Source organism: Streptomyces griseobrunneus, from assembly GCF_046713465.1.
GTDB classification, from domain to species: Bacteria; Actinomycetota; Actinomycetes; order Streptomycetales; family Streptomycetaceae; genus Streptomyces; species Streptomyces microflavus.
Window position 1 is genome coordinate 661,682 of the sequence record NZ_CP177080.1, and the last position, 14,387, is coordinate 676,068.

Consider the following 14,387-nt stretch of genomic DNA (forward strand, 5'->3'; position numbering starts at 1 on the left):
GCGCGGGGACATGCCGAGATGGCTGTGCCCGCCGGTGACAGTCCGGCGGGCACAGCCACCTCGGGGGTGGTTTCAGACGCCCGCTCTGCGCCTGTTCCACACGTCGAATCCGACCGCCGCGAGCAGCACGAGGCCCTTGATGACCTGTTGCCAGTCGGTGCCCACCCCGACCAGGTTCATGCCGTTGTTGAGCACGCCGAGGACCAGGCCGCCGATGATGGCGCCGGCCACGGTTCCCACGCCGCCGCTCATCGACGCCCCGCCGATGAACGCGGCGGCGATGGCCTCCAGTTCGAAGTTCACGCCCGCCTTGGGCGAGGCCGCGTTGAAGCGGGCCGCGAACACGAGCCCGGCGAGCGCCGCGAGCATTCCCATGTTGAGGAACACCGCGAAGGTCACCTTCTTGTCCTTGACCCCGGACAGCTTCGCGGCGGGCAGGTTTCCGCCCACCGCGTACACGTGGCGGCCGATCACCGCGTTGCGCATCACGTAGCCGAAGCCGACCAGCAGCACGGCCAGGATCAGGAGTACGACAGGCGCGCCCTTGTAGCTGGCGAGCAACAGGGTCGTGACCAGTACGGCGGCGGCCAATGCCGTCACCTTCAGCGCGAAGAGGCTGGTGGGGAGCGACTCCAGTGCGAACTCCCGCTGGCGTCGGCGGTCCCGCACCTCCTGGAACACGACGAAGGCGATCAGTCCCAGGCCGAGGAGGAGGGTCAGGTTGTGGTAGTTGGTCTGCGGCCCTGCTTCCGGCAGGAAACCGTTGGCGATCTTCTGCAGTCCCTCCGGGAACGGGCCGAGTGTCTGGCCCTGGAGGAAAATCTCCGTGAGCCCCCGGAACAGAAGCATGCCGGCGAGCGTCACGATGAACGACGGTATGCCCACGTACGCGATGAAGAACCCTTGGAGCGCGCCCGCGACGGCCCCCAGCAGGAGGGCGAGGATCACCGCGACGGGCCAGGAGAGGTGGTGCTCGACCATGAGCACGGCTCCCACGCCACCCACCAGGGCCATCAGCGAGCCTACTGACAGGTCGATGTGCCCGGAGATGATGACCATCATCATGCCGATGGCCAGGATGAGGATGTAGCTGTTCTGGAGCACCAGGTTGGAGACGTTGCGGGGCAGCAGGAGGTCTCCTCCCGTCCAGACCTGGAACAGAAGCACGATCAGGCCGAGCGCGAGGAGCATTCCGTACTGGCGCATGTTCCGCCGGACGCCGTCCAGAAGCGCACGAGCCACATGCGCCCCGCCGGGCCGGGCAGCGCCGTCCCCCGGGGGCGCCGGAGCAGTCGTTTTCGTGGTGGCGGGCGTGCTCATTCCTGATGTCCTTCGTTGGGGGTGGCGGTGCCTGCGCCGACTGCCGACGGTGCGGGAACGTCCTGCGTCATGTGCCGCATCAGCACTTCCTGGGTGGCGTCCTCGCGGGTGACTTCGCCGGTCAGCCGGCCGGCGGCCATGGTGTAGACCCGGTCGCACATGCCGAGCAGTTCGGGCAGCTCGGAGGAGATGAGGAGGATGGCCTTGCCCTCGGCGGCGAGCCGGTCGATCACGGTGTAGATCTCGAACTTGGCCCCCACGTCGACGCCGCGGGTGGGCTCGTCGAGGACGAGTACGTCGGGTCCGGCAAGGATCCACTTGCTGAGAACGACCTTCTGCTGGTTGCCGCCGGAAAGCCGGCCGACCGGTTCGAGGACGTTCGGAGCCTTGATGCCCATGGTCCGCCGGTACCGTTCGGCGACTCTGCGTTCCTCGTGGGCGTCGACGATGCCCCGCCGGGCGAGCGTTCGGAGAGACGCGAGCGAGATGTTCCGGCTCACGGAGTCCTCCAGGTTGAGGCCGTAGTGCTTGCGGTCCTCGGTGACGTACGCGATGCCGTTGGCAACCGCTTCGGGAACCGTGCGGGTACGCACCACTCGACCGTCCTTGAGGACGGTCCCCTGCTCGTAGCGGCCGTAGGAGCGGCCGAAGACGCTCATCGCGAGTTCCGTCCGGCCGGCGCCCATGAGTCCTGCGACGCCGACGATCTCGCCGCGGCGGACCTGGAGCGAGACCCTGTCGACGACCTTGCGGCTGTGGTCCAGGGGGTGGCGTACGGTCCAGTCCCGGATCTCCAGGACCGGGTCGACGTCGGCCGGGCCCTGGTACGGGGTGCGGTCGGGGAAACGACTGTCCAGGTTCCGCCCCACCATGCCGCGGATGATGCGGTCCTCGGTGGTGGCCGGGTCCCTGACGTCCAAGGTCTCGATGGAACGTCCGTCACGCAGGATGGTGACGGAGTCGGCGATCTGCGCGATCTCATTGAGCTTGTGCGAAATGATGATGGAGGTGATGCCCTGGTCTTTCAGTTCCCGCATCAGCCGCAGCAGTTTCGCGCTGTCCTCGTCGTTGAGGGCGGCGGTGGGTTCGTCGAGGATCAGCAGCCGGACGTTCTTCGCCAGCGCCTTCGCGATCTCCACAAGCTGCTGCTTGCCGACGCCGATGTCGGCCACCCGGGTCTCGGGGTGTTCGTCGAGACCGACGCGCCGCAGCAGCTCGGCGGCGCGCCTCAGTGCTTCGTGCCAGTCGATGATTCCTCGTCGCGACGGCTCGTTACCGAGGAAGATGTTCTCCGCGATGGACAGGTAGGGGACGAGTGCGAGTTCCTGATGGATGATGACGATGCCGTGCCGCTCACTGGCCCTGATGTCCTTGAAGCGGCACGGTTCACCGTCGAAGAGGACCTCGCCCTCGTAGGTCCCGTGCGGATGCACACCGGACAGGACCTTCATCAGCGTCGACTTTCCGGCGCCGTTCTCTCCGCACAGAGCGTGAACCTCGCCGCGCCTCACGGACAGGGTCACTTCCGACAGAGCCCTGACACCGGGGAAGGTCTTGACGATGGCCCGCATCTCCAGCACGGGGCCGGCCGGAGGCGTGTGCGAGGCGGAGGCGGAGGCAGAGGAGCTCAACGGAGCTCCTCGGCCTTGATGTAGCCGGAGTCGACCAGCGCCTTCCGGTAGTTCGCCTTGTCGACGCTGATCGGGTCGAGCAGGTAGGCCGGAACCACCTTCTTGCCGTTGTCGTAGGTGCTGTCGTCATTGATCTCGGGCTTCTTGCCGTCGAGGACGGCGGTCACCATGTTCGCGGCGACCTGCGCCAGTGCGCGGGTGTCCTTGTAGACGGTCTGGGTCTGCTGATTCGCGATGATCGACTTCACGGAGGCGACCTCGGCGTCCTGGCCGGTGACGATCGGCAACGGCTTGGCCGAACTTCCGTAGTCGTCGGATTTCAGGGCGGACAGGATGCCGATCGAGATGCCGTCGTAAGGGGACAGCACCGCGTCGACCCGGGCCGTGGAATAGGCAGAGGTCAACAGGTCGTCCATGCGCTTCTGTGCCGTGCCTCCGTCCCAGCGCAACGTGGTGACCTGGGCGAGCCGGGTCTGCTGGGAGCGTACGACAAGCTGCTTCTTGTCGAGATAGGGCTTCAGCACCTCCATGGCGCCGTTGAAGAAGTACTTGGTGTTGTTGTCGTCGTTCGAGCCGGCGAACAGCTCGATGTTGAAGGGGCCCTTCTTCGTGCCGTCCTTCAGGCCCAGCTTCTCGACGATGTAGTCGGCTTGGAGCTTGCCGACCTTCTTGTTGTCGAACGAGGCGTAGTAGGCGACGTGCGGGGATCCCAGGATGAGCCGGTCGTAGGAGATCACCGGGATATCGGCGTCCGCCGCCTGTTGCAGGACGTTGGACAGCGCCTCACCGTTGATGGCCGCCACGACCAGGGCGTCGACACCTTGAGTGATCATGTTCTCGATCTGGGCCACCTGCTGGTCGGGGTCGTCCTCCCCGTACTGCAGGCTGGTGTGGAAGCCGCTCTTCTTCAGGCTCGCGGTCATGTTGCCACCGTCGGCGATCCACCGTTCGGAGGACTTGGTGGGCATGGAGATCCCGATGGTGAGGTCCTTCTTGTTCTTCGACTCCTGACTTCCTCCCTCGCTGTTCTGTCCGCAGGCCGTGAGGAGCAGGGCGCAACTGGTGGTCGCGGCGATGAGGATGGATGCGGCTCGGAAGTTCGTCATGGGCATTACCTGGCAATCTCGTCGTTGAGGGTGCTTCTGTCCCGAAGGGCTTCGGCGGCAGCATGTGTCCTCGCACCACCCGGGCGTCGTCCGGGAGGCGGTCGAGGTTCGACAGCCTCGGTCGAGCTTGATTGTTAGCGCTCGCATCACCGCAGGACAAGAGGGGCCAGGCTTTTTCTCGCAACGATGCACGGCCGTGGGCACGAAGAACGGGGCAAAAGTGGGGCATCCGGCAGAGTCCGCCCACGCCACGGCGGCCCGCCACCGGACCGCGCCCCCGGAACAGCACCAACCGACGCGCCTGTACCGTACGCGCGCCGGTGACGCGCCCCGCGAGGACACCGGGCGGCACCGACCCCATCACCGGGCCGCTCCGGCCGGCAGCAGCATGACGACCGGTCGACCCATGGGCGCCCCCGAGCGGACCACGATGTCGGGCGTCAACCCGCGCCGGAGGCGCGAACCCGCGGACCTCCGAACGGGTTACGTTCACAGCACCGGGACACACAGGCGCTCGGCGGTTGCGCGGCAGCCCTCGCCGCAGCCGTCGCGGAGGCCGTCGTAGCCGATCCCGCCGGGAGTCTTCTTCTACGAGTGACCCCTCCGGCAACGAGTGACTTCCGCCGGTGCAGACGCGGAAAATGCTTCCAGCCACCTGCGGGCACTCCTCGGAAACCGGACGCCCCTCCCCCGCCCTGGCGTTCTAGCGACCCGGGGGCGACTACCGGCCTCCGGACTCGTCATCCCCTCGCTCTCGTCCGCGAGCCGGAAGGCATCTGATTCTCCAGCCCCGGAAGCGCCGGCCGGCCGCCGCTTCGGCGCGTGGACACCTGCCTGTCCGCCGACCGGAAGACTCGCTTCCCCTACGGCGAGAACGAACGCCACACGACTGCTGTCGCGGCGTCGCGGCGTCGCGCGAGGAGGGCAGGCTTCGGCACACGCCGCCCCGGGCGGGTCGGGGGCCGAGTCCCCGCAGAGCCGTTCACCGCGAAGCCGTTGACAAGCACACAATGCGCACGGAACGTCCGTCGACCGGCCGACCCCGAGCAACGTACGGTGTCACATCGCGTGAGGACCGGCAGGACCCAAAGACCGACCAAAGTGCGGGGTGCTCTTGCCCAAACAGTTGTGAGCGTTAACAATCAGTGCCGCGACGGTGGTCTACGACGTCGCCACCGACCACACACCGAACGACCCATCGAGCTCTCGAGCTCTCGGGCTCCGAGAAGGCCTCACACGCCGACAGCACCGCACCTGGCACCCCGTCACCTGACCTGTTGAAAGGAGCCCTGACTCAGGGTGAGCATCAAGCCGACCACCACAGACCTCCAGTGGACCGATTTGGACCAGCGGGCCGTGGACACCGCCCGCGTCCTCGCCGCGGACGCCGTACAGAAAGTCGGAAACGGCCACCCGGGCACGGCGATGAGCCTGGCTCCCGCCGCGTACACCCTGTTCCAGAAAGTCATGCGGCACGACCCGGCGGACGCGGAGTGGACCGGCCGCGACCGCTTCGTCCTCTCGGCGGGCCACTCCAGCCTGACCCTGTACATCCAGCTCTACCTCGCCGGTTACGGCCTGGAGCTGGACGACCTGAAGGCGTTCCGGACCTGGGGCTCGAAGACGCCGGGCCACCCGGAGTACGGCCACACCACCGGTGTCGAGACGACGACCGGCCCGCTGGGCCAGGGTGTCGCCAACGCGGTGGGCATGGCGATGGCCGCCCGCTACGAGCGCGGCCTCTTCGACCCCGAGGCGGCCCCCGGCACCTCCCCGTTCGACCACACGGTCTGGGTCATCGCCGGTGACGGCTGCCTCCAGGAGGGCATCTCGGCCGAGGCGTCCTCGCTGGCCGGGCACCAGAAGCTGGGCAACCTGGTCCTGCTCTGGGACGACAACCACATCTCCATCGAGGGCGACACGGAGACCGCGGTCTCCGAGGACACCCTGAAGCGGTACGAGGCGTACGGCTGGCACGTCCAGCGCGTCGAGCAGCTGCCGAGCGGTGACCTGGACCCGGCGGGTCTGTACGCGGCGCTGCAGGCGGCCAAGGCCGAGACGGAGCGCCCCTCGTTCATCGCGGCCCGCTCGATCATCGCCTGGCCCGCCCCGAACGCCCAGAACACCGAGGCCGCGCACGGCTCGGCGCTCGGCGACGACGAGATCGCGGCCACCAAGCGGGTCCTCGGCTTCGACCCGGAGCAGACCTTCGAGGTCTCCGACGCGGTCATCGGCCACACCCGTGAGGCCCTGGACCGCGGCCGCGAGGCGCGTGCCGAGTGGGACAAGGCGTTCGCCGCGTGGCGCACCGCCAACCCGGAGCGCGCCGCCGACTTCGACCGGATCGCCGCGGGCGAGCTGCCCGCGGGCTGGGAGGAGAAGCTCCCGGTCTTCGAGGCCGGCAAGGGCCTGGCGACCCGTGCCGCGTCCGGCAAGGTGCTCCAGGCGCTGGGCGAGATCGTTCCCGAGCTCTGGGGCGGCTCCGCCGACCTCGCCGGTTCGAACAACACCACCATCGACAAGAACTCCTCGTTCCTGCCGGTGGGCAACCCGCTGCCGGAGGCCGACCCGTACGGCCGCACGATCCACTTCGGGATCCGTGAGCACGCGATGGCCGCCGCGATGAACGGCATCGCGCTGCACGGCAACACCCGCGTCTACGGCGGCACCTTCCTGGTGTTCTCCGACTACATGCGCAACGCCGTGCGGCTCTCCGCGCTGATGCACCTGCCGGTGACGTACGTGTGGACGCACGACTCGATCGGCCTCGGCGAGGACGGCCCGACCCACCAGCCGGTCGAGCACCTGGCCGCGCTGCGCGCCATCCCGGGCCTGAACATCGTGCGCCCGGCCGACGCCAACGAGACCTCCATCGCCTGGCGCGAGATCCTGCGCCGCCACACCAAGGTGTTCGGCAAGGGCGCCCCGCACGGTCTGGCACTGACCCGGCAGGGCGTGCCGACGTACGAGGCGAACGAGAACGCGGCCAAGGGCGGTTACGTCCTGTTCGAGGCCGAGGGGCCCTCCGGGCAGAACACGGAGCCGCAGGTGCTGCTCATCGCGACCGGCTCCGAGGTCCATGTCGCCGTCGAGGCGCGCGAGCAGCTCCAGGCGGCCGGTGTGCCGACCCGGGTGGTCTCGATGCCGTCCGTCGAGTGGTTCGAGGAGCAGGACCAGGGTTACAAGGAAAGCGTGCTCCCGCCGTCGGTGAAGGCGCGGGTCGCCGTCGAGGCGGGCATCGGCCTGACCTGGTACCGGTACGTCGGGGACGCCGGCCGGATCGTCTCGCTGGAGCACTTCGGTGCCTCGGCCGACGCGAAGGTCCTCTTCCGCGAGTTCGGCTTCACCGCCGAGAACGTGGCCGCCGCCGCGCGGGAATCTCTCGCCGCCGCCACACGCTGACGCCGGTGTATACGACTAGTAGGAGATGCAACCCATGACAGACGCACTCAAGCGCCTCTCCGAGGCGGGCGTGGCGATCTGGCTCGACGACCTGTCGCGCAAGCGGATCACCTCGGGCAACCTGGCCGAGCTGATCGACCAGAGCCATGTCGTCGGCGTCACCACCAACCCGTCGATCTTCCAGAAGGCGATCTCCTCGGGCGACGGCTACGAGCAGCAGCTCACCGACCTCGCCGCCCGCAGGGTCACCGTCGAGGAAGCGCTCCGCATGATCACGACGGCGGACGTCCGCGACGCCGCCGACATCCTGCGTCCGGTCTTCGACGCGACCGGCGGCCAGGACGGCCGGGTCTCCATCGAGGTCGACCCGCGCCTGGCGCACAACACCACGGCCACCGTCGCCGAGGCCAAGCAGCTTGCCTGGCTGGTGGACCGGCCGAACACGCTCATCAAGATCCCGGCGACCGAGGCCGGTCTCCCGGCGATCACCGAGACCATCGGCCGGGGCATCAGCGTCAACGTGACGCTGATCTTCTCGCTGGAGCGCTACCGCGCGGTCATGGACGCCTACCTGGCGGGCCTGGAGAAGGCGAAGGCCGCGGGCCTGGACCTCTCCAAGATCCACTCGGTCGCTTCCTTCTTCGTGTCCCGTGTGGACACCGAGATCGACAAGCGTCTGGACGCCATCGGCTCCGACGAGGCCAAGGCCGCCAAGGGCAAGTCCGCCCTGGCCAACGCCCGGCTGGCCTACGAGGCGTACGAGGAGGTCTTCGCGGGCGACCGCTGGGCCCCCCTGGACAAGGCGCAGGCCAACAAGCAGCGTCCGCTGTGGGCCTCGACCGGCGTCAAGGACCCGTCACTCAAGGACACCCTGTACGTCGACGACCTGGTCGCCCCCAACACGGTGAACACCATGCCGGAGGCGACCCTGGAGGCCGTGGCCGACCACGGCGAGATCACCGGCAACACCGTCGCCGGCGGCTACGACCAGGCGCGCGCCGACCTGGACGCCATCAAGAAGCTCGGCATCTCGTACGACGACGTCGTACAGGTGCTGGAGGACGAGGGCGTCGAGAAGTTCGAGGCGTCCTGGAACGACCTGCTCAAGTCGACCGAGGCGGAGCTCTCGCGCCTCGCCCCCTCGGAAGCTCCGGCACGTCAGATGTAGGACGCGGAGCCGGCCCACTCCGCGGCGCCCCTCGTCGATGACCGCACCCGATGGCTGCCGGGCTGATGGCAACCATCGGGTGCGGCTCATGCGGCGTACGGCGTACGGCGTACGGCGTACGGCGCAGCCGAAGGGGCGTGGGCGCTCCCGCCCGGAGGCCGATGATCAGCCGATGCTCCACTGCTGAGCGTTGTTTCCGTTGCAGGCCCACTGCCGGACCTCGGCACCCGGCTCGGTCCCCCAGTTGTAGTTGTCCAGGCACAGACCACTGTGCCGGTTGCTGAGAGTGGAGAAGCCCTCCCCCACCGCACTGACGCGCCACTGCTGAGCGTTGTTTCCGTTGCAGGTCCACTGCCGGACCTCGGCACCCGGCTCGGTCCCCCAGTTGTAGTTGTCCAGGCACAGACCACTGTGCCGGTTACGGACCTGGTGGTAGCCGCTGCTCACCGGCGTCACGGCCCAGTCCTGTACCGCAGTTCCGTTGCAGGTCCACTGCTGTACGGCCGACCCGGGCGCGGTCGCCCAGTCACGGTCGTCCAGGCACAGGCGGCTGTGCCTGTTGCGGAGGGCGACCGGTGCGGCGGCGCCCGCCTCGCCGGACGGCCCCTGGACGACGGTCGAGGTGGACACCGGGGTACCGAGATCGGGTGTTCCGTCCGCCTTCCAGGAGATCTTCTGCACGCGGGTCGTGCGCGACGTCCCGCAGCCCTGCGCGGCCGAGGAGTTCGCGTGGTAGGCGATCCAGGTCTCGCTGCCGTCGGGAGAGGAGAAGAACGAGTGGTGCCCCGGCCCGAAGACGCCTGCGGCGTCGTCGCGCTGGAATATGGGTTCGGCGTGCTTGGTCCACGACGCGGCGGCGAGAGGGCTGCCGCCCCGGTACTCCAGCATGCCCAGCTTGTAGTTGGGGCCGTTGCAGTGGCTGGCCGAGTACGTGAGGAAGGTACGCCCGTCACGCTGTAGGGCGAACGACCCCTCGTTGACCGCTCCGTCCTGCCGCTCCCAGGCCAGGGTCGGGGCCGAGATCCGCGTCCCGGTCGCGCCGGCGGTCCACGGGTTCACCATGGGCGCGATGTAGATCGACTGCAGGTTGTCCTGCGGGGCGAAGGCGGAGAACGTCATGTAGAGGCTGCCGTTGAGCTCAGCAGGCTCGCGTCGATGGCCCAGCCGTTGTCGGGCATGAGGTCGATGATGCCGCGGTCGGTGTACGGCCCCAGCGGGTCACGCCCGGAGCTCTCCAGGACGTGTGTCCTGCGGGGCCCGCCGCTCTGCTCGATCGAGTAGTACAGGTACCAGCGGTCACCGACCATCTCCAGGTGCGGCGCCCACATAGCGGTCCCGCTGGTGCGGAAGACCAGCCGCTCCGGGGCGTCGCGCAGACCGGCCAGCGTCGGCGACCGGCGCATGACGATGTCGGACGACCACGTGGTGGCGACGTAGTAGTAGAAGCCCTCGTGGTACACCAAGGTCGGGTCGGCGCTGTTCGGCGCGCCGACCGCAGGATTGGTGAAGGAGGGGCCGGGCGCCGCCTCGGCCCGGGGGGATCCGATGAGGTTGATGCTCATGGTGGTGACGAGAGCCACCGCGAACAGGAGAAGTCGTCCTGTCGATGTTCGTTGTCGAGCGAATGACACCGTGCCTCCTGGGGCGTCGGTCGTGCTGGGTGAGGGGCAAAAGGAGCTGGAGAGCGGTCAGGGGCGGGCACCGGGGCGTTCCTCGCGCACACCACACGCGAGCAGCGGCCCTGGGGGGTGGCCCCTCGCGGATCGGTGAAAGGTCAGTACCCGACGCGGAAGGTCGCGTCGGCACGGTCGCCGGCGCTCACCGCCTCATCGATGCGCAGGGCGAAGCCCGCGTGCCGGAGATGGCGTGCGGGGTGGTTGAGGGAGCGGAAGGACGACCAGTTCGGGTCCGCCAGACCCGGCTCACGACGGAACGTGGCGTCCTGCGCGAACTGTGCCGTTCCATCGTCGCGGAGAAGCTTGACCTCGAATCCCTGGTGCCGCAGGTAGTGACCGGGGAAGCTCACGGACTCGAACGAAACGCCGTCGGCGTCGGCCAGCCCCGGCGTCAGACGCCATACGGAGTCCAGGTGGGGCTCCGACGGCTGTTCGGCGATCCCGGCGTCGAAGTTGACGTGCCGGATGAAGTGGCCCGGGAAGTTGTACGACTTCAGCCGCTTTCCCTCCGTGCCGCCGTACGTCCGCAGCAGCCGGTCGTACTCCGCGGCGGTCACGGTCTGGATCGTGTTGTGCTTCGCGTTCAACGGCGCGGTGTACCGGCTGCGGTCGAGCTTCGTCCAGGAAGCGGACGCCAGGTCTCCCTCCCAGACATCGAACCTCGCGTTCGGGCAGAAGGTGTCGCCCCAGACCTGCCACGTGCCGGACGTCAGGGACTTGACCACGGTCGGGGCCTCGGTGCACGGGTTCTCGGCGAGAGTGCCGCCGTAGCGCCTGAAGCTGCCCGGGTCCGACGACGCCGACCGGGCGCCGACCAGGCCGCCGGTCGCGTGGTCCTTGTAGTACAGGTAGTTCATGCCGTTGACGTCGGTCACGACATGCGAGTCGATGACGCCCGCCGGGCCGCCGTCGAAGAACGTCGTGGGCGCGGTGGTGGTGCGGAAGTCGGTGGTGTACGCGACCGCGATGACCGAGTACCTGCTGCCCTCGGGGACCGTCGAGTAGGTGATCCCGTACGCCTGCCGGCTCCGGTCCCAGTGAACGGCAGGCGCCCAGCTGTAGGAGTTCGGATTGGTCCGGTTGACGTTGAGCAACCGGTCGGCGGACCAGTTCACCAGGTCCGGGGAGGTCCAGACGTGGATGTTCGGATTGGGCGCGGCGAAATCGCCCCCTCTGGGAATGTCCGTCGCCACGGCCACCCAGGTACCGTCGTTGAGCCGGTACAGGAAGGGATCGCGGAGGCCTTTGGTACCGGCCGTGGGTGTGAGCACCGCCTGGTTGTCGTTGAGCGGTGTCCACTCCAGGCCATCGGTGCTCAGGGCCAGGTGGAGGGCGTTCACGTCGCCCGATCCGTTGAGGGACTCCTTGAAGTAGCCCATGACGTAGCCCGCATCGTCGGCGGCCACAGTGGCGTTGCTCGCCGCGTCGTTGGGCTGGGACGCGTCGGTGGGCTGGGTCGCATGTGCGGGCACGGCGACCACGGCGGCGGCGAGCGAAGCCGCGACGAGCCAGCGGGCGAGCCGTCTCCGATGAGGTCTTCTCATGAGGTATCCCTTCGCGTGTGGGGGCGGGAGGGCACGGGGAAGGCGGGGATGCCCATGCCTGCTTTCCGAAGGAAGATCAGGAACGTCGGTTCCGTCTGCGATGCGGTGAGTGCGATGAGGCAGCAGGGCGAAGAGGTCATGCGTGTGCGCGGCATGACGCAGTGGAGCAGCGGTGCTTTCGGGCTCCGCCGACCCGGGCCCTTCGTTCTCGCGTCCGCCGAGTAGGCGCTCAGTGTCCGTCGCCCGGCAGCGACGGTTTCCCTGACCGGCCCGATGTGGTCAACCGCGAACGCCCCTCGTGAGCGGCTTTCCTGCGGTGGGTACGAACGCCGGACCGACGGCGGTGAGCAGCACGTAACGTAGCTCACACGTCCGCCACCGACAACCCCTTCTGTTACCGATAACACTCGCGTGTTGGCCGGTAGTTCACTTCCGTCGACACCTGAACAGGCGGGCCGCGGAACCAGCCTCCTCCATCACGCCGCCTCGTCGCCTACGTGGCCGGCGTCAATGTTTCGCGATGTTTACACGTGCGACGAGCCGACCAGGGGAAAGCCCGGCGAACGGGATCCGTCCGCGGCGGAGTACGGCCGACGCGAGGAGTCGTTTCCGAGGGATTGAGCCGACGAACAAGCGCTGTTAACGTTCACACCGCTCGAGGCCTCCTTCGACCGCTCGTCGGTGATGGCCGGGCCGATCCACCACGTACCCGCCCTACTCGTTCTCGGGAGGAGCCCTGTCGTCCAGAAAAGACCCTTCGTGACCGCGTCGTCCTGCAAGAGCCGCTGCCGGGCCGACCGCCGAGCGGGCGGGCGCACGGCTCGTGGGCACAGCCTTCCCCGGCGCCCTCCGCTTTCCCGTGCGCAGACCTGGCCGCCACGCCCGCGCTTCTCCCGCCCGGAGCGAACGCTGGACACCGGTCCGCTGCCGTCCTCGCATCATCGACGAAGGAGATTCCCGTGAGGCTCAGAAGTCGCGGCCTGCTCACCGCGTCGGCCGTCCTGGCCGTGTTGTCGATCGGAATACCCGCCCCCGCCTCCGCAGCTCCGCCCACCCCGGCGGCGACGTTCGTGAATCCGATCGCCCAGCAACGCGCCGATCCGCACATCCACAAGCACACGGACGGCTTCTACTACTACACCGCGACCGTTCCCGCCTACGACCGCATCATCCTGCGCCGGGCCACCACACTTCAGGGGCTGTCGACCGCCCCCGAGACAACGATCTGGACCAAACACGCCACCGGTGACATGGGCGCGCACATCTGGGCCCCGGAGATCCACTTCATCGACGGCAAGTGGTACGTCTACTTCGCGGCGGCCCCCGCCGACGACCCCTGGGCGATCCGTCCGTACGTCCTGGAGTCGAGTGCCGCCAATCCGCTCACCGGCGCCTGGAGCGAGAAGGGGAGGATCAGTCTGCCGCTGAACACGTTCTCCCTGGACGCCACCACCTTCGTGCACAACGGCACCCGCTACCTGAGCTGGGCACAGGCCGATCCCGCCGTCGGCGACGGCACGGGCATCTACATCGCCCGGATGTCCAACCCCTGGACCATCAGCGGCCGCCCGGCCCGCATCGCCTCCCCCACCCACGCGTGGGAGACCAGAGGCCACCGGGTCAATGAGGGGCCAGCTTTCATCAGCAAGGGCGACAAGGTCTTCATGACCTTCTCCGCCAGTGCGACCGACAGCAACTACTGCCTGGGACTCCTGACGGCCGACCGGACCGCCGATCTGCTGAACCCCGCCTCCTGGTCCAAGAAACCCACGCCCGTCTTCACCAGCAACACGGCGACGAGCCAGTACGGTCCGGGCCACAACTCCTTCACCGTCTCCGAGGACGGTGCGTCGGACATCATGGTCTACCACTCCCGCACCTACCGGGACATCAACGGCGACCCGTTGAACGACCCCAACCGGCAGACCCGGATGCAGAAGCTGTACTGGAACAGCGACGGCACTCCCAACTTCGGCATACCCGTCGCCGAAGGCCCCACCCCCGTCCGCTTCTCCTCGTTCAACTTCCCCGACCGGTACATCCGCCACTCAGGCCTCCGCGCCCGGGTGGAGGCGAACGTCACCGACCTCGCCGACTCGCAGTTCCGCATCGTCAGCGGACTGGCCGGCAACGGCACGGTCTCCCTGGAGTCGGCGAACTTCCCCGGCCACTACCTGCGCCACAAGGGATTCGAGGTCTGGCTGGAGAGGAACGACGGATCCTCTCTGTTCTCCGGTGACGCCTCCTACCACCGCAGGCCGGGTCTGGCCGACGCGTCGGCCGGTCTCTCCTTCGAGTCGTTCAACTACCCGGGCCGCTACCTGCGGCACTACGACAGCCTTCTGCAGTTGCAGCCGGTGAACTCGGCGCTGGACCGGGCCGACGCCACCTACTCCACCACTTAGGCAGTGTCTCTTCGATCAGCCGATCGCTGTTGTGGTCATGCTCAACAGGGGGACCTCACGGACGGCGAGTGGGCGGTGCTGGAGCCGCTGTCGCCGAGGAGCAACAATCGCTGTGGGCGGTGGCGGGACCACCGG

9 protein-coding genes are annotated in these 14,387 nt (G+C 68.2%); 3 read left to right on the forward strand and 6 right to left on the reverse strand.

Annotated elements, in window-relative coordinates; all coding sequences use genetic code 11:
• Nucleotides 1-72: 72 nt before the first annotated feature.
• Genes mmsB through chvE form a run of 3 tightly spaced genes read right to left on the reverse strand, consistent with a single transcriptional unit; the run spans nt 73 to nt 4,057 of the window.
• Nucleotides 73-1,320, reverse strand: a complete 1,248-nt coding sequence (gene mmsB / locus ACK8N7_RS03210) for a multiple monosaccharide ABC transporter permease (protein WP_500440792.1) — start codon at nt 1,318-1,320, stop codon at nt 73-75.
• Nucleotides 1,317-2,891, reverse strand: coding sequence for a multiple monosaccharide ABC transporter ATP-binding protein (mmsA, locus tag ACK8N7_RS03215; RefSeq protein ID WP_500445669.1), 1,575 nt, complete (start codon nt 2,889-2,891; stop codon nt 1,317-1,319). Before mmsA ends, mmsB begins: the two co-directional genes overlap by 4 nt.
• Before the next feature lie 56 nt (nt 2,892-2,947).
• Nucleotides 2,948-4,057, reverse strand: a complete 1,110-nt coding sequence (gene chvE, locus ACK8N7_RS03220; RefSeq protein WP_500440794.1) for a multiple monosaccharide ABC transporter substrate-binding protein — start codon at nt 4,055-4,057, stop codon at nt 2,948-2,950.
• A gap of 1,299 nt (nt 4,058-5,356) precedes the next feature.
• On the opposite strand from chvE, the gene tkt reads away from it, so the two are divergent.
• The gene (gene tkt, locus ACK8N7_RS03225; protein WP_500440796.1) at nt 5,357-7,459 is read left to right on the forward strand and encodes a transketolase; all 2,103 of its coding nucleotides are present in this window, start codon (nt 5,357-5,359) and stop codon (nt 7,457-7,459) included.
• Nucleotides 7,460-7,493: 34 nt separating this feature from the next.
• Nucleotides 7,494-8,627 (forward strand): transaldolase, encoded by a 1,134-nt coding sequence (gene tal / locus ACK8N7_RS03230; protein WP_500440798.1) that lies wholly within the window; start codon nt 7,494-7,496, stop codon nt 8,625-8,627.
• 165 nt (nt 8,628-8,792) lie between these two features.
• Here tal and ACK8N7_RS03235 read toward each other — a convergent pair whose 3' ends face one another.
• From ACK8N7_RS03235 to ACK8N7_RS03245, 3 genes are all read right to left on the reverse strand, one after another.
• Nucleotides 8,793-9,746, reverse strand: coding sequence for an RICIN domain-containing protein (locus tag ACK8N7_RS03235; RefSeq protein WP_500440800.1), 954 nt, complete (start codon nt 9,744-9,746; stop codon nt 8,793-8,795).
• Nucleotides 9,743-10,189, reverse strand: a complete 447-nt coding sequence (locus ACK8N7_RS03240) for a family 43 glycosylhydrolase (RefSeq protein WP_500440802.1) — start codon at nt 10,187-10,189, stop codon at nt 9,743-9,745. The genes ACK8N7_RS03235 and ACK8N7_RS03240 overlap by 4 nt, the downstream gene beginning before the upstream one ends.
• 212 nt (nt 10,190-10,401) lie before the next feature.
• Nucleotides 10,402-11,847, reverse strand: a complete 1,446-nt coding sequence (locus tag ACK8N7_RS03245) for an AbfB domain-containing protein (protein WP_500440804.1) — start codon at nt 11,845-11,847, stop codon at nt 10,402-10,404.
• Nucleotides 11,848-12,857: 1,010 nt separating this feature from the next.
• Here ACK8N7_RS03245 and ACK8N7_RS03250 point away from each other — a divergent pair.
• A complete protein-coding gene (locus ACK8N7_RS03250; protein WP_500445670.1) occupies nt 12,858-14,252 on the forward strand; it encodes a family 43 glycosylhydrolase in 1,395 nt (464 codons plus the stop codon).
• Nucleotides 14,253-14,387 lie beyond the last annotated feature (135 nt).

Coding starts and splice junctions, on each gene's coding strand:
- mmsB (WP_500440792.1), bottom strand. CDS start 1,320: ATGAGCACGCCCGCCACCACGAAAACGACTGCTCCGGCGCCCCCGGGG.
- mmsA (WP_500445669.1), bottom strand. CDS start 2,891: ATGCGGGCCATCGTCAAGACCTTCCCCGGTGTCAGGGCTCTGTCGGAA.
- chvE (WP_500440794.1), bottom strand. CDS start 4,057: ATGACGAACTTCCGAGCCGCATCCATCCTCATCGCCGCGACCACCAGT.
- tal (WP_500440798.1), top strand. CDS start 7,494: ATGACAGACGCACTCAAGCGCCTCTCCGAGGCGGGCGTGGCGATCTGG.
- ACK8N7_RS03235 (WP_500440800.1), bottom strand. CDS start 9,746: ATGACGTTCTCCGCCTTCGCCCCGCAGGACAACCTGCAGTCGATCTAC.
- ACK8N7_RS03240 (WP_500440802.1), bottom strand. CDS start 10,189: ATGAGCATCAACCTCATCGGATCCCCCCGGGCCGAGGCGGCGCCCGGC.
- ACK8N7_RS03245 (WP_500440804.1), bottom strand. CDS start 11,847: ATGAGAAGACCTCATCGGAGACGGCTCGCCCGCTGGCTCGTCGCGGCT.